This is a genomic window from Duganella phyllosphaerae, assembly GCF_001758785.1.
GTDB classification, from domain to species: domain Bacteria; phylum Pseudomonadota; class Gammaproteobacteria; order Burkholderiales; family Burkholderiaceae_D; genus Rugamonas; species Rugamonas phyllosphaerae.
This window is the reverse complement of record NZ_LROM01000071.1, coordinates 171,399-192,415: the sequence shown is the minus strand read 5'-3', so window position 1 is coordinate 192,415 and position 21,017 is coordinate 171,399. Positions and strand designations below refer to the sequence as shown.

Here is a 21,017-nt window from a genome sequence, read left to right as displayed (position 1 = left end):
GAATCGCTGGGCACGATGAACCGGAATCAGTGGGCACGATGGACCGAAATACCCAATCTTTTCAGCTGTTCGCCTTTATGGGGCACCTCACTACCGTTGTCCGCCTCCGACGTGTATGAGCCATGATAGGATTCTCCATCGACGGCTTGAAGCATCCATGCCTCCACTTGCACACGACGTTACAACTCATGCCCTCCGAACTTAAAACTAGGCTGCAAACAGTCGATGCCGAGAAAGCCAAGCTGGACCGGCAGCGACCGCTGCCGCCGAACACGGTCGCCTCCTTACGCGAAAAGCTGATGCTGGAATGGACCTACCATTCCAACGCGATCGAAGGCAACACGCTCACCCTACGCGAGACCAAGGTTGTGCTGGAAGGGATCACGGTCGGCGGCAAGTCGCTGCGCGAGCACCTGGAAGCTACGAACCACCGCGATGCCATCGTTTATGTCGAGGAGATCGTCGCGAAGCAGGAGGGCCTGAGCGAGTGGCAAATCAAGAACATTCACAGCCTGATTATGAAGGGCATCGATCAGGACGAAGCGGGGCGCTATCGGCGCGAGAACGTCGTTATCTCCGGCGCGAGCACGACGCCACCGGATTTCCTGCACATCGATCGGGAGATGCAACAGCTGATCCAATGGCATGAGCGATCTGCACGCATGCACGTCATCGAGCGCGCAGCGGAACTGCATGCCAGGTTCGTCAAAATCCATCCGTTTGTGGATGGCAACGGACGAACCGGTCGCCTGCTGATGAACTTTGAACTCATGAAAGAGGGCTACCCGCCGACGGTCATCCGCAAGGAAGACCGGCTTGCCTATTATGACGCGCTCGACGAAGCTTGCCTCACCGGAGATCATGGTCCCGTCACCGGCCTGGTAGCGGACGCAGTGCTGCGGTCGCTGGAAGTATACCTTGGATTGCTACCGCAGAAAAAGGTCGGGCCTCTCGCGCAACAATGGCACGCCGTGCCCGGCATCTATCAGTGCACCGGCAGTATCGTTGCTATGTCGGCTTCGGAAATCATCCAGGATGCAGGTGATGGGAGGCATCTGGTATGGGACCGGCACAAATTTCCCTCTGAAGATATTGAAGTAGGCAAGGAAGTCACTCTCCACGATAGCGGCAAGGTCGTCACTCCAGGAGCAAGAAAACGCCTTACGCGGTAGCCTTTTTACGCAGAGGGCCGCCGATTGCGCTGTCGCCAACGCGAGCTGCCGATGTTGATGCCTGATCAGGCGCCTGCGTCCATCCGATGCCGTCATCAACGGTGCCGCTCTCCGCAGCGTCAGACTGCCATCCATCGGCGAGCTAACTCGCTGAGGGGTTCTATCGTCCCCGGGACTTCTTCTCGATGGGTTTCAGAACCAGATTGTTGAGCGAAACGATCTCCACGACGTACCCCGGCCGCCGCTCCCAGGGCTTGATCATGCCCCAGCAATAAACTTTCAGATAATGGTCGGAGCGCTGCGCCTGCGTCAACTTGCTGAGCATGACGTTTCCGCCGCGATGTTGACGAATTCGCCCCAGACGCAGCTGGATCGCCAGCGATTTGCTTCCCAAGTTACCCTCGAACTGCTCGCATTGGTCCCGGAAGTTCAAGTAGAGGTGCGTCGGCTTGGCCGCCGGCCAGAACTTGATATCTGCTGCGCCGTACAGGATGCGCTGACCGTTATGCTCTTGCCTGATCCACGTCGGGTTGGTGACGGCAGTCCGATAGCTGAGGGTTTTTCCTTCGATGACAACCTCGTGAACCTTTAAATCATCGCCTTCGAATTGCAGCCAGCAGTCGATAAAGCGTTCCAGCCTTGACGTCTTGCTGTAGCCGCCCCCGGCCTTTCTGGTCGTACCGTCGTTGGTCTCGTTCGCGTGCGCCACGCCGGCCGGGGCGGCGGCATCAGCAGGCTTCGACTGTCCACCAGCGCGCATCACGGTATCGGACTTGGCTGGCTGGAAAATGTCGAGAACATCGGTTTTTTTTGCCTGCGCCACGCGAGATTTTCCGTCGCCATCTAGCGAACCAGGAACAGCTTTTTCACCGGCGGATTCGTACCAGATACAGGACGTCAGATGCTCGTTCGCAGCAGGCCTGCGAAAGTGCGGCTGGAGGAACTTCTCGGTTTCTTCCGCGAGCTTGTGGTAATTAACACCGGAAACGAGCGGGTTCTTGGTTCGACGGCACTGCTCATCCGAGCAACCGAACGTAAAGCGTTTCCGATTTTTCTCCGGCAGGTCGAAGTACGCGTTCTGGGCGTCGTAAATATCGACGACCTCGCCGAGCTCCACGCACCAGGCTTCCAGGATTTCCATAAATCTACTTGTTATGGGCAATGTTGTTAACTCTATAGTACCAGCGCCAAATGCTGCAGGAAACAATGCGGCCTCGGCCCACCTCTCGGACTCGTCCGTAATGGCGCCGAATAAACTTCAAGCGGCATTTCAACGGTGCGGCGGCCATTAACGCGCAATTTCCAATGACAATTCCGTCGACCTCGCGATGTCCAGCCCCAGAATCGCAAAAAAAAGCCGGCCACCAACCCTATCACTAGACGGCCAACCAGGCCGTTAAGCCCAGCAATACAAAATCAGGCAAAACAACGCTCAACAGCAAAATTTCCTCTGGTTTTACTGTTGCTCCTGATGCAATTTTTAGGCAAAAATCGCGGTTTTGAAGGAACATGTTGATTCTAAAGACAAAAGACGGCCTGCAAAGCCGTCTAGGTCGGTTCGACTCCGATCCTCGCCTCCATCAATTCAAGTACATAGCGTCAATCGAACAAATTGAGCATGGTTTGTCATCTCTCAAAAAAACGGTGCATGTCTCGTTGCAGTGGCTATCTGGTCACAGATGGATAAACTGAATAAATAGTTTATATAATTTATCTATTCGGTAGCCTTGGAGCAAGTCTCGACAAATTTGGCTGTCTCTGGTCGCATGTTCGTGATCCGGCATCAGCCGATCAGTATGGCTGCCAGCACCATCCCCAGTCCGATCATGGACGCCAGCCATACCAAAGAGCGTACATAGGGAATGCCGGCTGCATACAGCGGCACGTACACCACGCGACACAGCAGATATAACCAGCAGCCCCACAGCGTCAGGTCGCCTTCACGGCCCGCGACGTGGGCGATCAGGACAGCGCCGATAAACAGCGGCAGGGTCTCAAACAGATTAGCCTGCGCGCGCTGCAAACGGGCAGTGACCGGTCGTGGCGGCGGCGCCTTGGCATCGCGTGCACTCGCATTGTATTCAAGACCAGTCTCGGCCGTGCGCATTTGCGCCACCAGCATAATCTGGACAATAGCGAGCACCAGGGTGCAGGCCAGCAGTGTCAGTTCGGTTGTCATCATCGGGGTTCCAACGGTAAGTTCAGTGGGGAAAGGGTAACCCAATCCTGTCCCTTGCTCACCCGGCGTTCGATGCGCACAGTGCAGTGCTGCACATAGGCAGGCTTCCGAGTGTGAGCGATGCAAGCCTCCGCTTCCTGTTACCCTTTAGAATTATTCCCCTGTACTGCTCCGCAGACTGCTCGCGCTCCAGCATAAAGTCAGCGGTGACGCCTGACCCGTCAAACCCGCTTTCCCATGGTGAACCTGCCGGCGTAATGATTCGGGTTTTGCCCAACACCACGAGATCAACCCGCTTAACATTGTCAGCAAAAGCGACAGCCTTAGGCAAGCGTATTGCGTTGCTACGATTGTTTTGAAAATGGCACCTTGGTCTCATCGCCAACATCGAATCAGATACTCGTTCGCTGTCGCGTCTCCGTCCTCAGGCCCGTGCGGCCTGCGGCATGCGCAGCACCACTGCAAAGCGACCGCCTTCGTCATGACTGAACAGCAGGGCGCCGCCGTGCGCCCCCATCACCTGTTCGACGATAGACAAGCCCAGGCTGCCGCCGGCGCGGTTGCCGCTGCGCGGTGAAAAAGGCGCACGCACGCTGGCCTGGCTGGCCGCCGGAATGCCGGGGCCGTCATCGATAAAGCGAACTTCCCAGTCGGGGCCCGCCGCCTTGATGTCGACATGCAGCAAACCCGGCGCGCCGTACAGCAGGGCGTTGTCCAGGATATTCTTGACTGCCTCGCGCAAGGTCGTGGCATCGCCATCGACCATGCAGGGCACGGCAGGCATGTCCATGCCGACGTCGAGCGCCTGCAGATCGCGGTCATGCCAGGACGAGAGCATCTCGGCCATTTCTCCGCGCACCAGCTCTGCCATGTCCAGGCATACCGGGATGGCGCTGTCCGCCCGGTGCTGCACCATGGCGTGGTTGATCAGCTGCCCGATCTGGCGGCCCAGGTTGGAGGTCAGCGATCGCAGTCGCGCCAGGTGCGCGTGTTTGCGCGTTTCATCGGCCTGGCGCGAGAGCAGTTCCACCTGCGAGACCAGCGCGGCGACGGGTGTGCGCAACTGGTGCGCGGCGTCGCCGATCACGCGGCGCAGCAAGCCCTGGTGCAGCGCGAGGCGCTGCATGAAGCCATTGATCGCGCTGACCAGCGCATGGATTTCGGCCGGCACTTCCATTGCCAGCGGCGCCAGGTCGTTGGGGTCACGCGCGGCCAGCGCCTGCTCGATGCGCTCGAGCGGCGCCAGCGTCTGGTACAGCGTGAACGTCGAGGCCAATACTGTCAGGATGGCCATCACGGCGATCACGATCAGCGCATTGCCGGACAGGTTTTTGGCAAACGAGAGCCGCGCAGCCTTGGTCTGTGCCACCGCCACCACTGCCCACGGGTGCGCATTGTCGATGGCCAGGCGCCGCCCCAGCACGACGATGCGCACGTCGGCGTCCTGGTAGACGCCGTCGGACAGCAGCGGCCCTTCGGACAATCGCTCCCACGGAATGTCGGGCTTGAAATCCGGGTCGCCGGCAATGCTGCGTCCCTGCGGATCGAGCACCGTGTAAAACGTCCGTACGCCGGGCGTGAGCATGAACGCGGCAACCGGTACATCGACCGTGACGCTGTCGCCCTGTAGCCAGGTGTTCTCGGCAATTTGCAGCGCGTTGCCGGTCAATAGGCGGTCGTAGGCTTCATTTGCAGCTACTTGCGTGGTGTACCAGATCGCCCCCAAGAGCACCGCCGCGCTGGCGGCGATCACCATGCTCACACGCAGGGCCAGGCGCGTGTACAGCGACCCGCGGGCGACGATCAAGTGACCGCCGTCACGCCAGTACCACCTGGTAGCCGAGGCCGCGCAGGGTGCGGATTTCGAAGCCGGCGCCGACCAGCTTCTTGCGCAGGCGGCCCACGTACTGTTCCACCGCATTGGTAGTCGGGTTGTCGTCGATGGTGAACAGCCGGTCGATCAGCTCGTCTTTACCGAAAATGCGCCCGGGGCGCGAGAGCAGGATTTCCAGCAGCGTCACTTCGCGCCGCATCAGTTCGAGCGGGCGGCCATCGAGCAGCACACTGCGGGTCTTGCGATCAACGCTGACCTTGCCGGCCACCAGCAGGTTGGTGCTGCCGCCGCCGCCGCGCCGCAGCAGCACGCGGATACGCGCATCCAGTTCGCGGTAATCGAAGGGCTTGACCAGGTAGTCGTCGGCGCCCAGGTCAAGCGCGTGCACCCGTTCCTCGATCTCGGCGCAGGCAGTGAGCATCAGCACGCTGGTGGCCAGCCCCTTGGCCCGTACCTTCCTGAGCAGCTCGAAACCGTCGACGTCGGGCAGCATGATATCGAGCACCAGCAGGTCGTAATGGGGATCGAGCACACGCGTCTCGGCCCGTCCGCCGTGCGCCTCCCAGTCGACCACGTGGCCGATGCGCGTGAGCGAGGCGACGATCGCTTCGGCCACATCGACCGTGTCTTCCACCACCAGAATTCGCACGGATCCACTTCCTTTTTGTCAGTTTCATTACAGGTTCGCGGTGCAAGATTCGGCAAGCATTCACAAAACGTATGGAGATTATATGAAAAACGCAGAACTTGCCAGCCAAGCAGGTAATGGGCCGGTTCCCTTGCTCGAGATCGACAATGTCACCCTCCAGTACAAGACCACCGAGCACCTGGTCACCGCCGCGCAGGACGTCAGTTTCAAGGTGTATCCGGCAGATCGCTACATCCTGCTCGGTCCATCGGGCTGCGGCAAATCGACGCTGCTCAAAGCCATCGGCGGCTACATGAAGCCGGTGCAGGGCCGCATTCTACTCAACGGCGGCGAGGTGCGCGAACCGAATCCGGAACGCATGATGGTGTTCCAGGAGTTCGACCAGTTGCTGCCGTGGAAAACCGTGCGCGAGAACGTCGAATTCGCGCTGGAAGCGAGCGGCCGCCTGCAGGGCAAGGCTGCCGCCGAACGCGCCGCCTACTACATCGACAAGGTGGGCCTGGCCAAATTCATCGACAGCTACCCGCACACACTGTCGGGCGGCATGAAGCAGCGCGTCTCGATCGCGCGCGGCATGGCGATGGAGCCGGCCGTACTGCTCATGGACGAGCCGTTTGCCGCACTCGATGCGCTCACGCGCCGCAAGATGCAGGATGAACTGCTGCGCCTGTGGGACGATACCCGCTTTACCGTGCTGTTCGTCACGCACTCGATCGAAGAAGCGATCCGCATCGGCACCCGCATCCTGCTGCTGACGCCCCATCCGGGCCAGGTCAAGGCGGAGCTGAACAGCATTCCGGCCGCCGAAATGGGCAGCGCCAGCCAGGTAGCGCTCGAGACCCGTATTAACGACATGCTGTTTGCACAACATTAAAAAGTAGAGACAACCATGAACGCAGCCTTGAAAACCACGCCCCCTGCCAGCCAGGCCCAACCCTACGAACGCGCGGAAATCGTGCGCCAGCCGGCCGTGCACGATGCCGCCGCCATTCAGCGCCCGTTATCGACCTTTGAAAACCTGTACCGCCACGGCGGCGTGCGCAAGGTGGTGATCCTGCTGCTGCTGGCGGTGGTGTGGGAAGTGTATGGCCGCTGGCTCGACAATGCACTGCTGTTCCCCAGCTTCAGCGACACCGTGCGCGCCTTTTTTGCGGGCATCAGCAGCGGCGTGCTGATCGACCGCGCCGGCGTGTCGATGAAAACCCTATTGATCGGCTATGGCATCGGTATCGGACTGGCGACCTTGCTCACCACGCTGGCGATCAGCTCGCGCATCGGCACCGATTTCCTCGAAACGCTGACGTCGATGTTCAACCCGCTGCCAGCCATCGCGCTGTTGCCGCTGGCGCTGATCTGGTTCGGCCTCGGCAACGGCAGCATCATCTTCGTGCTGGTCCACTCGGTCCTGTGGGCGGTGGCGCTGAACACCCATGCGGGCTTTCGCGGCGTATCGCAAACCATGCGCATGGTGGGGCAGAATTACGGCCTGAAGGGATTCAAGCTGGTGCGCCTGATCCTGATTCCTGCCGCCTTCGGCAGCATCCTGACCGGCCTGAAAGTGGGCTGGGCCTTTGCCTGGCGCACCCTTATCGCTGCCGAGCTGGTGTTCGGCGTGTCGTCCGGCAGCGGCGGCCTGGGCTGGTACATCTTTGAAAACCGCAACCAGCTCGAAACGGCCAATGTGTTTGCCGGCCTGTTCTTCGTGATCCTGATCGGCCTGTGCGTCGAGAACTTCATCTTCGCCACCATCGAACGGAAAACCATCCGCCGCTGGGGCATGCAAAACCACTGATCCACCCCGCGTCAACTTCATAACAATACGGAGACACCATGAACTGCCTGAAACTTTCCAAACTCGCCCTCGGCGCCGCGCTGTCCTTGTCGCTGCTGGCCGGGAATGCCAACGCCGAAGCCAATGCGGTGCGCCTGTCGCACGGCTACGGCATGTTGTACCTGCCGCTGATGGTCATCCGCGATCAGAAACTGATCGAGAAGCACGCCAAGGCGGCCGGACTGGGCGATGTGACGACCAACTGGGCGACGCTCGATGGCGGCAACGTCATCAACGATGCCATGTTGTCGGGCAACCTCGACATCGCCGGTACCGGCGCGCCGGGTTTCATCACGCTGTGGTCGAAGGCGAACGGCATTCCCCGCTCGGAAGTGATCGGACTGGGCGCGCTGAGCACCGCGTCGCTGTGGCTCAACACCAACAACCCGAAAATCAAGTCGCTCAAGGACTTCACGCCGAAGGACAAGATCGCCATCCCCGGCATCAAGACCTCGCTCTCGGCCGTGGTGCTGCAGATGGCAGTGGCCAAGGAATTCGGCCACGCCAACTATGCCAAGCTGGACCCGCTCACCGTGAGCCTGGGCCATCCGGAAGCGGTGGGCGCGCTGTTGTCGGGTAAAACCGAGATCGCGGCGCACTTCACCTCGCCGCCGTTTTCTTACCAGGAAGCCAAGGATCCGCGCATCACGCGGGTGCTCAGCTCCACCGCCGTGCTGGGCAATATCACGCTCGACGTGGTGTTCGCGATGAAGCAGTTCACCGTGCAGAACCCGAAACTGACTCAGGCGTTCGTGGCAGCGCAGGAAGAAGCCAATGCCTACATCGCGCGCGACCGCAAGGGCGCGGCCGAAACCTTTTTGCGCATCTCCAAAATCAAGCTGACGCAAGCCGAGGTGGAAGCCATGTTGGCCGACCCCGACAACCAGTTCTCGACCACTCCGGTGGGCATCATGCAGTACGTCGACTTCATGGGCCTGGCCGGCACCATCAAGACCCGGCCGAAAACCTGGTCCGAGCTGTTCATCGACAGCGTCAAGAGCCGCAAGGGCTCGTGAGGTAACAAGTAACACGTAACAGGTAACAGGCAGCCGGTGCCAGCCGGCTGCCACGGCAACACCATCACAATAACGATTATCCGGAGACATGATGAAACAACTGACCAGGGCCCTGGCCCTCTCGGCAGGCGCGCTGCTGTGCGCCAGCAATGCACACGCCCAATCTAAAGACGCCACGGGGGTGACCATCTACGGCCTGCTCGACGTCGGTGTCGAGACATCCAACAACAATGCCGTCGGTGGCGGTGGCACGGTCACCCGGGTTTCCTCGGGCGGCATGAACACGTCGCGCTTCGGCTTTCGCGGCGTGGAAGACCTGGGCGGCGGCATGCAGGCCAGTTTTAATCTCGAGGGCGCGGCTGCGCTCGACACGGGCATGGGGGACACCGCACTGTTCAAGCGCCAGGCCAACGTCGGCCTGCAAGGCAGCTTTGGCAAGCTGGTGCTGGGCCGCTCGTTTACCACCGTCTACGATTTCATGGTCGGCTACGACCCGATGGCCTACGCGCCATACTATTCGTGGGCCACGACCGGCAATGCATCGAACCGCGCCAACGGCGTCGTCAACAAGTACGGCATGACCACCGGCTTCGATAACCTGGTCAAATACGCCGGCCAGGCTGGCGACTTCAAGTACGGCGCATCGTACGGCGCCGGCGAACAGACGACCGGGTCGGCCGACAGCCGCAAGCTGGCCGCCGCAGTCACCTGGGGCACAGGACCGTTCGCCACCACGCTGACCTGGGAGCAGATCAATGGCAACGTGGTGCCGGCCAGCGGCAGACGCGACCAGGCGCGCGCCGTCCACTTCGGCCTTGCCTATACCGGCAGCGGCTACAAACTGCAGGCCGCCATGCGCGCCTATCGGCAAGAATTGGCCAATGCCAATTTGCCGGAAGTGCAGGCCAATTTGTACTGGGCCGGCGGCAGTTACCAGGCGACCCCGGCCATTACCTTGACGGGTGTTCTGTATTACCAGGACGTGAAAAACGTCGCGCCCGGCACAGACGCCGATCCCAAGATGCTGGTGGCCCGCTTCCGCTACGCGCTGTCGAAACGCACCGACCTGTATCTGACGGGCGCCTATGCCAAAGCGAAAAACAATCGGTTGGTCAGCCTGTCGCGCGACAGCGACGGCTATGGCGACAACCAGCATGGCCTGATGGCAGGGGTGCAGCACCGCTTCTGATACGGCAGTCAATGGCGCCGAGCCGGTCCGGGCGGCGCGTTCAGATTTAGAAAAACAATAGGAGGGGACAGTATGAATAAAAAAATCAGTTATCTGAAATCGCGGCCTGTCATCGCGGCGCTGCTGGCAGCAAGTCTGCTGGGCGCCTGCGGCGGCGGCGCACAGAATCTCACGGCCGACGCGACGCCCGAGAGCGTGAGAATGACCTGGTTCGGCATCACCAATTGGCATTATCAGATCGGTGATCTGGGCGTCATGCTCGATGGTGAAGTGTCATTCCCGTCGACAACGCCCAACCCGGCAACGGTCAGCCGGGCCTACGCCGCGTTGAAGACGCATGGCACGGTTGACGTCATGCTGGTCGGGCATGTCCATCCTGATCATTCGGTGAGCATGCCCGAATGGCTCAAGCAGACCGGCAAGCACGCCTACGCGCCGCAAGCCGTTTGCGATGCCGCAGTGAAGTACGGCGTACCGGCCGCGCAATGCACCGCCATCAATGGCGGTGAAAAATTCGAGCTGAGCCCTTATGTCACGATGCGCGTGGTGCGCTGGGTGCACAGTGTCGGTTGTGGCGTATTCGATACCGGTACCGACGGCGCCAACGGCGGCGGTCCTTCGAGCTATGGCTTCCTTTTCACCGCCCGCACCAAGGCGAAACAGCTGACATGGTTCGTCCACGACAGCGGCGCCGGCGGCGCCGAGCTGGTGACCGACCGCATCGCCAATGGCCGCAATTTCGGCGCGCCGTTGAGCAACCTGGCGGCCGCGATGAAAGACGCCAAGATCGACAATTTCGAACTGTGGGTTCCCGGCCCCGAGTCGCGCACGGTGCAGCAGGCGCGCGTGATCGTACCTGCCTTTGGCGTGAAATATTTCATCCCGCACCATATCGCCGAACGTCCTTCGTCGACGGGCCCGTTCAATCTTCTCACCGGCCCGCAATACCTGTACAGCAAGGTGGATTTTCCGAAACTTACCGCCTTCCTGGCGGCGAACAATGTCGCCGAATTCATCCCGGTCAACTACATGGATGCCTGGTCGTATGATGCAACCGGCGTGAAGACGCTCGATAACGCCGATGCCAAAGCGCTGCTCGGACTGCCGGCCAGCGGACCTGGTCCGATGGCGTTGGGACCGAATCCGCGCCTGGGTACCGGGACGCTGGAATGCGCTGACGATTGACCGTCAGCTTGAAATAAAAAGCTGTTGCCGGTTCAGTGGTCCGCCGCTGAGCCGGATCTTTTATGGACTGCTGGAGAAGTCATGATGTGGCACGAGTATCGACGATTTTTCACCGTAATCGTAGTTGCGGCAATGGGGATGGCGCCCCCTGTTGCGTCCCTGGCCGCGACGACGTTCACGGTCAATCCGCCGGCCGATCGCACGGATGCCACCGCCAAGGGAATGGCATCATGGTGTGACCGGGCCGCATCGGCGACCCAGGGCAGAATCCACTGCGCTGCGGCAGACATGCATATCCGCGACGAGGATGCAGCGGCAGCGCTGCAGGCTGGCAAAGTCGACCTGATCAGCTTTTCCCATAAAACCGATCCGCGACGCTACAGGATCAGCCGAATAGCCGATCTGCCGCTGCTTGGCGATTTTGCCGAAACGACGTCGGTCGCTTATCAACGCGTGTACGAGAAGACCCCGCTGATGGCGCAAGAGCACAAGGGGTACAAGGTGCTGGCCGTGTTCACGCAACCGCCGGCATTCCTGTTCACATCACAGTCGGGCTCCGCGAACGCGTCGCATGGTTCGGTCCTGATCGGAACGACAACGGAGGTCGGGGCATTGCCCGGTCATAAAAAGATGCGAACTGCCATCATGTTCAAAGGGGGCATTGCCAACGTCAGTTATGTCTTCGCACTGAACCAAGACACATGGAATCGTCTTTCCGAAAAAGACAGGGCTGCCCTTGATCGTATCAGCGGCGTCGAAGCTGCCGGCTTGCTGGGACGCATGCTCGATGCGGAAGCGTGGAGGGCGAACATTGGCATGCATGACGCCGACATCTCCTTTCAGTCGCCCGCGGCGGCGATCCTGGCACAGTATCAGAAAGAGTTCGCCGCCGCAGAAAAGCGCTGGATCGCCCAGGCCAGATCGGCCGGCATCAAGCATCCGGCCTCCATGCTGGCCGCCTTCCGCAAGGGCATACTCCAGCAGGACGATGCGGAATAAGGCTGTGCGTGTCGCCGGCCGTGCGGCGCCAAGCGCACACTTCGTGCGCAACTGGTGCTTTATGCCGCTCTCACCGGCATAAATATTGCATACTCTTGATGTCATCGACATTCAAGGAGCATGTAGTGAAACAGAGAGCAGTCAAACTGGTCGCCGTCACCCTGGTTTTGTCCCACGCCACGGCCCTGGTGGCCGCGCAGGATTACAGCAAGTACAGCCCCGCCGCGCAGGAAGCCGAATTGTCCGCCATCGCCGTCTCGCGCCTGGGCGTGATGGTGCCGATGCGTGATGGCGTGGCGCTGTCCACCGACATCTATACGCCGAAAAAGCCGCAAGCGAAGCAGCCGGTGATTTTGTGGCGCACGCCGTACAACGAGCACAAGCTGCGCGGTTCGACGCTGCGCTACGTGCTCGAGTCGGTCAAGCGCGGCTATACCTTTATCGTGCAGAATGAGCGCGGCCGCTACTTCTCGCAAGGCCAGTGGGAAATCCTCGGCCACCCGCAAACCGACGGCTACGATGCGCTGACCTGGATCGCCAGCCAGCCCTGGTCGAACGGCAAGGTGGGCACGCTGGGCTGCTCATCGTCGGCCGAATGGCAACTGGCCCTGGCCGGCATGAACCACCCGGCCCATGCGGCCATGGTGCCGATGTCGGCCGGCGCCGGGATCGGCAAGGTCGGCCGCTTCCAGGAGCAGGGTAACTGGTACACGGGCGGCGTGCCGCGCAACCTGTTCTTCGTCTGGCTGTATGGCGTGGACAATCCGCTGCGCGCCGAACTGCCGGCCACGCTGACCGATGAAAAAATGCGCGCGCGCATCGAGGCCTACAACGACCTCGACGCCACCAAGCCCAAGGTGGACTGGAACAAGCAGATCAAGCACCTGCCGGTGAACCAGATGCTCACCGACCTGGGCGAGCCGCCGGCCACGTTCGAACAACTGATCGCCCGCACCCCGGCCGATCCGGCCTGGAACCAGGGCGGCCTGTATCACGAAGGCATGGGCTGGGGTGTGCCGGCGCTGTGGTTCAATACCTGGTACGACGTCTCGATCGGTCCGAACATGGAGCTGTTCAACCTGGCGCGCACGGCCAATACCGACAAGGAGGCAAGCGCCAACCAGTACGCGGTAATCGCACCGGTGCCGCACTGCCAATTCGCCAAGCTGGGCCCGAACACGGTGGTGGGCGAGCGCGACATGGGCGACACCAGTTTCGACGTCGATGGCGCCGTGTACAGCTGGTTCGACCGCTGGCTCAAGGGCGACGGCAAAGCCTTCCCGGCGTCCACGCCGCGGGTACGCTACTACCTGATGGGCGCCAACCGCTGGCAGAGCGCGGCCCAGTGGCCGCCGCAGGAAGCCAGGCCGCTGCGGCTGTACCTGCGCTCCGGCGGCAAGGCCAATTCGCTGTACGGCGACGGCCGCCTGGCCAGCGACGCGCCGCCGGCTGCCGAGGCTGCCGACCGCTATCGCTACGACCCGATGAACCCGGTGCAAACCATCGGCGGCGGCGACTGCTGCAACGGCGGCGTGGTGATCCCGGGCGCGTTCGACCAGCGCCAGATCGAGTCGCGCCAGGACGTGCTGGTGTACAGCAGCGAGCCGCTGACCGCACCGGTGGACGTGGTGGGCTTTGTCGATGCGGTGCTGAAGGTGTCGTCCAGCGCCAAGGACACCGACTTTGCCGTGAAGCTGGTGGACGTGGCGCCCGATGGCACCGCCCTCATCATCGGCGACACCATCTTCCGCGCCCGCTATCGCGATGGCTACGACAAGCCGGCCATGATGGCACCGGACCAGGTGTACACGATTCGTCCCACGCCGATCACCACCGCCAACCGCTTTGCCGCCGGACACCGCATCCGGGTGGAAGTGACCTCGTCGAACTTCCCCAAGTTCGTGCGCAACCTCAACACGGGCGGGCCGAACGAGAGCGAGAAAACCGGCGTGGTGGCCGACAACGCGATCCATCACGAAGCGGCCGCGCAAAGCTATATCGAGCTGCCGGTGCTGCCTGCCAGGTGATTATGGCTTCGATGCAGCGGCGTTCTCCGCATCGCGGAACGCCGCCGCATCGCCGGCCATCATCTCCTCGAGCTCGAGGCGGCCCTTGCGCGTGATCGACACCATCTCGTCCTGGTCCTGCTGGTGCGGATACACTTCCAGCAGGGTCTTGAGGTTATGGGTGCGGAAGATGCGCGCAGCCTGCTCCGCGCGGTCGGCGCCGAAGCCCAGTTGTTGCAGCACCTTGGCGCCGAGTTGCAGCGACGCTTCGAAGGTTTCGCGCTCGATCAGCGTCACGCCCCGGTCGAGCAGCGAATAATAGTGCGAGACGTTGCGCGCGCGCGCCAGGATGGTCAGGTCGGGATAGCGCTCGCGCACGGCGTCCACCAGTTCCAGGCTGTCGTCCACGGTGTCGATGGCGATCACCAGCGCGCTGGCCTTGCCGATGCCGGCCGCTTCCAGCAGGTCGATGCGGGTGGCGTCACCATAAAACACTTCGTAGCCGAACTTGCGCAGCAGCTCGATCTGGTCGGGGTCATGGTCGAGCACGGTTACGCCGATGCGGTTGGCCGCCAGCAGGCGGCCGACGATCTGGCCGAAGCGGCCGAAGCCGGCGATGATTACCGGGTTTTCCACCGCAATCTTGTCGGCCTCGCGTTTCTTTTTGCCGGTGCGCAGGCGCGGCGCCACCAGCTTGTCGTGCAGCAGCAGCAGCAGCGGCGTGGCCACCATCGACAGCGTGACCACCACCACCAGCAGCGCCCCGGTCGCCGGCGGCAGCACCTTGGCGTCCACCGCCGTGCCGAATACCACGAAGGCAAATTCGCCGCCCTGCGACATCAACAGCGCAAAGAACAGGCGCTGGCCGCGCGGAATATCGAACCAGAACGACATCCCGTACAACAGGCCGCCTTTGACCAGCAGCAGCGCGCAGGTCAGGCCCAGCACCAGCCACGGTTGCGCCAGCAGCAGGCCGAAGTCGGCCGACATGCCCACCGCCATGAAGAACAGCCCCAGCAGCAGGCCCTTGAACGGCTCCAGGTCGCTAATCAATTGGTGGCGATACTCGGAGTCGGCCAGCAGCACCCCGGCGGTAAACGTGCCGAGCGCCAGCGACAGGCCCACCCATTCCATCAACAGGCAAATGCCGATGATGAGCAGCAGCGCAAAGCCGGTAAACAGTTCGCGCAGGCCGGTGCGGGCCAGGTAGCGCATCACCGGGTTGACCAGGAATCGTCCGCAGGCGAACAGCGTGAGCAGCACGGCCAGCAGCTTGACCGCCTTCATCCAGCCTTGCTCGTCGTGATCGGCGACCACGCCGGCCATGGCCAGCAGCGGCACCAGCGCGATCATCGGGATGGCGGCAATGTCCTGGAACAGCAAAATGGAAAAACTGGCCGAGCCTGCCGGGCTGGGCAGCAGCTTGCGCTCGCCCAGCGTGGCCAGCACGATGGCGGTGGACGAGAGCGACAGCGCCAGGCCTGCCACGAGGGCGATATGCCAGTCGATGCCGAGCGCAATCGCCACGCCGGCCAGGCCGGCGCTGACGGCCACCACCTGCAAGCCGCCCCAGCCGAAGATGGGACGGCGCAGCGACCACAGTTTTCTTGGTTCGAGTTCGAGGCCGATCAGGAACAGCATCAGCACTACGCCGAATTCGGAGATGCTGAGCACATCCTCGACGTTGCCGATCAGGGACAGGCCCCAGGGGCCGATGATGGCGCCGGCCGCAAGATAGCCGAGCACGGCGCCCATGCCGGCGCGCTTGGCCAGCGGCACCAGCACCACGGCCGCCACCAGATAAAACACCATGTGGAGGAGGAAACCGTGGCTCATGAGTTGGAGGAAGTGAAGTTGTTCATCGGATCAGTATCGCATCCGACGGGCAACCCGTCCATCCTCCGAGAGGGTTACACCCCGACCATCGACACTGCCTTGGTATTGAGGTAAGCCTCGAGCGCCTCCGGGCCGCCTTCCGAACCATAGCCCGAATCCTTGACGCCGCCAAACGGCATCTCGGCGCTCGGCGTGGCCGGCTGGTTAATCCACAACATGCCCACTTCGACGTTGTGCATCAGCTGGTGGGCGTTCTTGATCGAGCGCGTGAACGCGTAGCCGGCCAGGCCGAACGGCAGGCGGTTCGATTCGGCGATCGCTTCGTCCAGGGTGTCGAAACCACGGATGGCGGCAACCGGGCCGAACGGCTCGTCGTTGAAGACGCTGGCGTTGAGCGGTACATCGGCCAGGATGGTCGGCGCGAAGAAGTTGCCTTCGGTACCCACGCGCTGGCCGCCGGTGGCCACGTTGGCGCCCTTGGCGCGGGCGTCGTCCACCAGTTGCGTCATGGCGGACACGCGGCGCGGGTTGGCCAATGGACCGAGGGTGGTGCCGGCGTCGAGGCCGTTACCGAGCTTCAGGCCTTCGGCATGGGCGACCATGGCGCGGGTAAACTCGGCCTTGATGCTGTTATGCACCAGGAAGCGGGTAGGGGACACGCACACCTGACCCGCATTGCGGAACTTGGCGCCGCCGGCCGCTTCCACTGCCAGCGCCACGTCGGCGTCCTCGGCGATGATCACCGGGGCATGGCCACCGAGCTCCATCGTCACGCGCTTCATGTGGGCGCCGGCCAGCGCGGCCAGTTGCTTGCCGACCGGGGTGGAGCCGGTGAAGGTGACCTTGCGGATCACCGGGTGTGGGATCAGGTAGCCCGAAATTTCGGCCGGATCGCCGAACACCAGGCCCACGGTACCGGGCGGCACGCCGGCATCGACAAAGCATTGCAGCAGCGCGGCCGGCGAGGCCGGGGTTTCTTCGGGCGCCTTGCACAGGAACGAGCAGCCGGTGGCCAGCGAAGCTGCGAGCTTGCGCACGATCTGGTTGATCGGGAAGTTCCACGGCGTGAAGGCGGCAACCGGGCCGACCGGCTCTTTCAATACCAGTTGCTGGGCGGCAGGGTTGCGTGCGGGCACAATGCGGCCATACACGCGCATGCCTTCGGCGGCAAACCAGTCGATGATGTCGGCGCCGGCGGTCGCCTCGGCCTTGGCCTGGGCCAGTGGTTTGCCTTGCTCTTGCGTGAGCAGGCGACCGATGTCGTCGGCGCGTTCACGCAGCAAGGCGGCAGCGCGGCGCATGATGGCGGCGCGCTCGAAGGCCGGCACCTTGCGCCAGGCGTCGAAGCCGCGCTGGGCCGCTTCCAATGCGCGGTCGAGGTCGGCGATGCTGGCGTGCGCCACGGTGCCGATGGACTGGCCGGTGGCCGGATTGATGACGGGGATGGTCTTGCCGCCAGTGGCGTCTTGCCACTCGTTGGCGATCAAAAGGCGGGTATCTGGATAGCTGGTGGTGGTCATTTTCTGGGATCTCCGGTCAGAATGAGTTGATACGGGGCGCATTACCACGCATGATGGTGGTTACGCGAGCGACCTCTACTTTGCCAGAAAATCAGAAACCGGGTACGACGTGGTCAGTTCGGTCTTCATCCGGCGCGGAGGCGCTGGGGCGGTGAAACTCCGGCCCAGCCAGCACGCGCAGCGCAGTGCCACGATCGACGCCATGGGTGAGCATGAACTCGAGCGCCGGTCCCACGCCTTCCTTGGTGGCGACGTCGAGTCCGGTATCGACTGCTTGCACGGGGCCGTCGTGGCGGCGTTCGATGGTGGGAAAGTGATCGTGATGGGTCATGGCGATATTCCCTGCCAAAATCCCAGCATAGTCGCTGCCAGCGGGTTTATCCGTTGGCTTGCGCACTTATGCCGGCAGGTGGATGATCCGGCAGCCCCGGTCAAGGCAAACGCTGAAAGCCTTCCGCCCGCACCACCCACGTGCCATCGCGCGGGAATCCGGGCGCATTGCCTTCTGGCGCGCCATCCCAGCCGCCCGTCATCATGGCCACGGCCGCCAGCAGCGCGCCGTTGCCGGGCAGGTACGCCGGCAGGTTGGTGTTGGTGTTGTGGCCAGCGGCTGTGTAGTTGTTGTTGGGGCCGTCCGTTTTGAGCAGCACGTCCACCGCCGCCTGCGTTTCACCGAGGCGCGCGGCCGTCATGGCAATCATTGGGTAGTCCCAGCCCCAGATCTTGGTTTTCCAGTCCCAGCTGGACAGTACCGCGTGCAGCGTGCGGCGCATGGTCTCGCGGTCGACGCCGTCGCCCGGCAACTGGCCCAGCGCCATCAGGAATGACGGATGGTCGTGGCGGCTATCGACGTTGTCCCAGGTGTCGGGGTGCGACTCCAGCGCCACGTATTTGCCGTCCTTGACCGGCAACTGCGACAGGTGCGTGCGCCGTTGTTCCCAGCCCGCATCGCGCGCCAGGCCCAGCCGTTCGCGCCATTGCTGGGCGATTTCCAGGCCACGGGCCCAGTAACCGAGTTCGTAGGCGGGATTCATGCTGGTGCGCTGGTCGTAGATTTCCTGGGCGATCCACAGCGGCGGGCCGAGCACATAGCGCTGGCCCGCATCGTCCCAGTGCAGCATCGAGGCCATGCCTTCGGCGGTGTCGAACACCAGTTCGCGGTAGCGCGCCAGGGTGGCCGCAGTAGGATCGGCGCGGTACAGCAGTTCGGCCAGGTGGATCGCGTGCGGCTGGTTCCAGGCGATCAGCGGGTTGCCGCCCGGGCTTTCACGCCCGCCGGGCCCGGTCATCTTCATCCAGCGCGCACCGGTCAGACCGCGCTCTTGCGCCACCGCGCGGGCCACCGGCAAGGTGCGCTGGTACCACGACAGCGTGCGCGCAGTAAATTCTGGCCGTCCCCACAGCGCGAAGTGGGCGGTGTGCCACCACACCATTTCGGTGTGATGCTTGCCGTACCAGGTGGACGTGGTGAGCCCGCTTTCCGATGCCGGCAAGGTGTCGCCTGTCTGCACCGCCGTCAGGTATTGCGACAGCACCACGCGGCGCTCGAGTTCCGGCGCGCGCGGGTCGCTGCTGCCGGCAAAATCGATGGCCGCGCCTTGTTGCCAGAAACGCTGCCAGTGGCGGGCGCTGGTGTCGAATACGGCAGCCGCGTCCGGCGCCTGCGCCACGCCGTCTTGGGCGAAGGCGACCGTGAGGTCCAATTTGTCGCCGCTGGCGGGGGCGATTTGCAACACGTGCGGCGCCGGGTGGGTGATCACGAGTTTGCCGCCGCTGGTCACGGTCATGGCATAACGGGCGCCATCGCGCCGATGTTCCACCACCAGCTTGCGGCCGGATTGTTCGAGCACCGTGCTGCGATGGGCGTCGGGCTGCGTAAAATCGAGCGGCGGATTGTGGTGGGTTTTGGCGCGCCCGTAACCGAGCGGCACCGCGATGCGCACCGCCAGCCGACCTTGCCCCAGCAGCGGCGACGTGATCGCCAGGGCCAGCGCGTCGCTGTCAGGCGCCACCGCGCTGTGCACGCTGACCGGCTGGCCAAGCAGCGTGACCCGGCTGTGCAAGCGGCCTTGCCACAGGTCGAGGCGCTGGTCGATGGCGATGAGGTCGGCGCCGGAGATCGCGCGCGCATCCTTGCCGGTGAGCACGAAGCCGATGCGCGGCAGCGGCTGCGTATGCGGATTTTCGCGCAGCCACTGGCCGGCCGCGGATTTGGCATTGGTGGGATAGCCCACCGTGCGGCCATGTGCGGTGTACGCGACGTTGGCGTCGGCCAGTGTGTAGCCGGCAGGGTTGGCGTCCTCGTGCCACGACCAGCGCGCCTGGGTTTCCAGTGGAATACCGTGTGCGTGATACAGGTCGGGCAGCGTTTGCAGCCCGGTCACATCGGCCGTAAAAGCGAACCGCCCGTTGCCCACCGTAAGCGGCGCCTGCGGATCCATCGCCCGCAACCGCGGCGCGTGGCGCGCAACGACCGCCTGGCGGTCGATGGGCGGCATGGGTTCGGCGGAGGCGCTGGCGAGGCTGGAAGCGAGGGCGAGCAAACATAGACAGGCGAGACGGGGAATTTTCATTGAGTGATTCCATTAGCCACAAAGATAGAATAGTGAACCCATAGTGCAGCAACTTGCTGCCACATTTCAAACCACCTGCCCGGAGCACTCATGCCCCATGCCTCGGCTGGCTGGCGCGGGCATCACCTGCGCCACGGTGGAGATGGTGGCGTTCGAATGGCTCGAGACTTGCCGTCATCCGCGCTTTCGCGAGGTGCTGGCGCTGATTAAATAGCGATGGATTCCACTCCCGGGCGCCCGCACCGCCACTTTACAATCAGGATGCTTCATGTATATTACTCACAATATTGCATCGCGAAAACAAGTCAGCGGCGTGACCCGATTGTCATGCCTTTGATATGATGATTCAAGGCTGATGAAATTGATATCAACAGCATTTATATCAACAGCGCACTGTCCCAACAACCTGTATTGAAAGGAAACGAATATGGCTATTAGTTTGCAAAAAGGCGGTAACGTCAACCTGAGCAAGGAAGCACCGGGCCTGACCAAGGTTGTCATCGGCCTGGGCTGGGATCCGCGCTCGTCCGACGGCTCCGCTTTCGACCTCGATGGTAGCGCTTTCCTGCTCAAGACCGACGGTAAAGTGCGTGGCGACTCCGACTTCATTTTCTACAACAACCTCAAATCCACCGATGGCTCGGTCGTCCACACCGGCGACAACACGACCGGCCAGGGCGACGGCGACGACGAGACCCTCAACATCGACCTGTCCGCCATTCCGGCCGATATCGATCGCGTGGCGTTCTGCGTCACCATCCACGAAGCCGATGCGCGCCGCCAGAACTTCGGCATGGTGGGCAAGGCCTACATCCGCTGCCTGAACGCCGCCAACAGCGGCGAGCTGGCCCGTTACGACCTGTCCGAAGACGGCTCCACCGAAACCGCGATGATCTTCGGCGAACTGTATCGCCATGGCAGCGACTGGAAATTCCGCGCCATCGGCCAGGGCTTCAAGGGCGGCCTCGGTCCCCTCGCGCGTTCGTTCGGCGTCAACGCGTAACGACGCTTAAATAAGCTCACCGGGC

18 protein-coding genes and 2 pseudogenes are annotated in these 21,017 nt (G+C 62.5%); 10 read left to right on the top strand and 10 right to left on the bottom strand.

All coding sequences use genetic code 11. The features are described 5' to 3' along the window. Window positions 1-188: 188 nt before the first annotated feature. Window positions 189-932, top strand: a pseudogene (locus DUPY_RS09110) (Fic family protein); the annotation flags it as partial. Window positions 933-1,332: 400 nt separating this feature from the next. On the opposite strand, the gene DUPY_RS09105 reads toward DUPY_RS09110, so the two are convergent. From DUPY_RS09105 to DUPY_RS09090, 6 genes are all read right to left on the bottom strand, one after another. After that, complete coding sequence (locus DUPY_RS09105) at window positions 1,333-2,313, bottom strand: hypothetical protein (protein WP_070247498.1); 981 nt, start codon at window positions 2,311-2,313, stop codon at window positions 1,333-1,335. Between the two features lie 235 nt (window positions 2,314-2,548). Further along, entirely contained in the window at window positions 2,549-2,683 is a 135-nt protein-coding gene (locus DUPY_RS29050) for a hypothetical protein (protein ID WP_267875807.1), read from the bottom strand. 272 nt (window positions 2,684-2,955) lie between these two features. After that, window positions 2,956-3,354 carry an MAPEG family protein gene (locus tag DUPY_RS09100; protein WP_229255300.1) on the bottom strand — a complete coding sequence of 133 codons (399 nt, stop codon included), beginning with the start codon at window positions 3,352-3,354 and terminating at the stop codon, window positions 2,956-2,958. Between the two features lie 55 nt (window positions 3,355-3,409). After that, window positions 3,410-3,730 (bottom strand): type II toxin-antitoxin system VapB family antitoxin, encoded by a 321-nt coding sequence (vapB, locus tag DUPY_RS28850; RefSeq protein ID WP_141749480.1) that lies wholly within the window; start codon window positions 3,728-3,730, stop codon window positions 3,410-3,412. 45 nt (window positions 3,731-3,775) lie between these two features. Then, on the bottom strand, window positions 3,776-5,158 hold the full coding sequence (locus DUPY_RS09095) for a sensor histidine kinase N-terminal domain-containing protein (protein WP_070247497.1): 1,383 nt from the start codon (window positions 5,156-5,158) through the stop codon (window positions 3,776-3,778). 10 nt (window positions 5,159-5,168) lie between these two features. Further along, window positions 5,169-5,834, bottom strand: coding sequence for a response regulator transcription factor (locus tag DUPY_RS09090; RefSeq protein ID WP_070247496.1), 666 nt, complete (start codon window positions 5,832-5,834; stop codon window positions 5,169-5,171). A gap of 82 nt (window positions 5,835-5,916) precedes the next feature. Here DUPY_RS09090 and DUPY_RS09085 point away from each other — a divergent pair, with 82 nt between their 5' ends. The 7 genes from DUPY_RS09085 to DUPY_RS09055 all read left to right on the top strand — a co-directional run bounded on the left by DUPY_RS09085 (window position 5,917) and on the right by DUPY_RS09055 (window position 14,081). After that, entirely contained in the window at window positions 5,917-6,708 is a 792-nt protein-coding gene (locus DUPY_RS09085) for an ABC transporter ATP-binding protein (protein ID WP_070247495.1), read from the top strand. A 15-nt stretch (window positions 6,709-6,723) separates the two neighbouring features. Beyond that, complete coding sequence (locus tag DUPY_RS09080; protein ID WP_070247494.1) at window positions 6,724-7,626, top strand: ABC transporter permease; 903 nt, start codon at window positions 6,724-6,726, stop codon at window positions 7,624-7,626. Between the two features lie 38 nt (window positions 7,627-7,664). Beyond that, on the top strand, window positions 7,665-8,681 hold the full coding sequence (locus DUPY_RS09075) for an ABC transporter substrate-binding protein (protein WP_070247493.1): 1,017 nt from the start codon (window positions 7,665-7,667) through the stop codon (window positions 8,679-8,681). A 91-nt stretch (window positions 8,682-8,772) separates the two neighbouring features. Continuing rightward, the gene (locus tag DUPY_RS09070; protein ID WP_070247492.1) at window positions 8,773-9,870 is read left to right on the top strand and encodes a porin; all 1,098 of its coding nucleotides are present in this window, start codon (window positions 8,773-8,775) and stop codon (window positions 9,868-9,870) included. Window positions 9,871-9,942: 72 nt separating this feature from the next. Next, complete coding sequence (locus DUPY_RS09065) at window positions 9,943-11,055, top strand: MBL fold metallo-hydrolase (protein WP_229255299.1); 1,113 nt, start codon at window positions 9,943-9,945, stop codon at window positions 11,053-11,055. An 81-nt stretch (window positions 11,056-11,136) separates the two neighbouring features. Beyond that, complete coding sequence (locus DUPY_RS09060; RefSeq protein WP_070247491.1) at window positions 11,137-12,054, top strand: type 2 periplasmic-binding domain-containing protein; 918 nt, start codon at window positions 11,137-11,139, stop codon at window positions 12,052-12,054. 125 nt (window positions 12,055-12,179) lie between these two features. Then, entirely contained in the window at window positions 12,180-14,081 is a 1,902-nt protein-coding gene (locus tag DUPY_RS09055) for a CocE/NonD family hydrolase (RefSeq protein ID WP_208600014.1), read from the top strand. Here DUPY_RS09055 and kefC read toward each other — a convergent pair whose 3' ends face one another. The 4 genes from kefC to DUPY_RS09035 all read right to left on the bottom strand — a co-directional run bounded on the left by kefC (window position 14,082) and on the right by DUPY_RS09035 (window position 19,989). Next, a complete protein-coding gene (gene kefC / locus DUPY_RS09050) occupies window positions 14,082-15,896 on the bottom strand; it encodes a glutathione-regulated potassium-efflux system protein KefC (RefSeq protein ID WP_070247489.1) in 1,815 nt (604 codons plus the stop codon). Window positions 15,897-15,970: 74 nt separating this feature from the next. Beyond that, the gene (locus DUPY_RS09045) at window positions 15,971-17,416 is read right to left on the bottom strand and encodes an NAD-dependent succinate-semialdehyde dehydrogenase (protein WP_070247488.1); all 1,446 of its coding nucleotides are present in this window, start codon (window positions 17,414-17,416) and stop codon (window positions 15,971-15,973) included. A gap of 91 nt (window positions 17,417-17,507) precedes the next feature. Next, window positions 17,508-17,747 (bottom strand): hypothetical protein, encoded by a 240-nt coding sequence (locus tag DUPY_RS09040; RefSeq protein ID WP_070247487.1) that lies wholly within the window; start codon window positions 17,745-17,747, stop codon window positions 17,508-17,510. 100 nt (window positions 17,748-17,847) lie between these two features. Beyond that, window positions 17,848-19,989, bottom strand: coding sequence for a glycoside hydrolase family 65 protein (locus DUPY_RS09035; protein ID WP_084640626.1), 2,142 nt, complete (start codon window positions 19,987-19,989; stop codon window positions 17,848-17,850). Window positions 19,990-20,092: 103 nt separating this feature from the next. Here DUPY_RS09035 and DUPY_RS27175 point away from each other — a divergent pair. Both DUPY_RS27175 and DUPY_RS09030 read left to right on the top strand, forming a co-directional pair. Beyond that, window positions 20,093-20,203 (top strand): annotated as a pseudogene (locus DUPY_RS27175) (isochorismatase family protein); the annotation flags it as partial. Between the two features lie 213 nt (window positions 20,204-20,416). Beyond that, window positions 20,417-20,992 (top strand): TerD family protein, encoded by a 576-nt coding sequence (locus tag DUPY_RS09030; protein ID WP_070247486.1) that lies wholly within the window; start codon window positions 20,417-20,419, stop codon window positions 20,990-20,992. Window positions 20,993-21,017 lie beyond the last annotated feature (25 nt).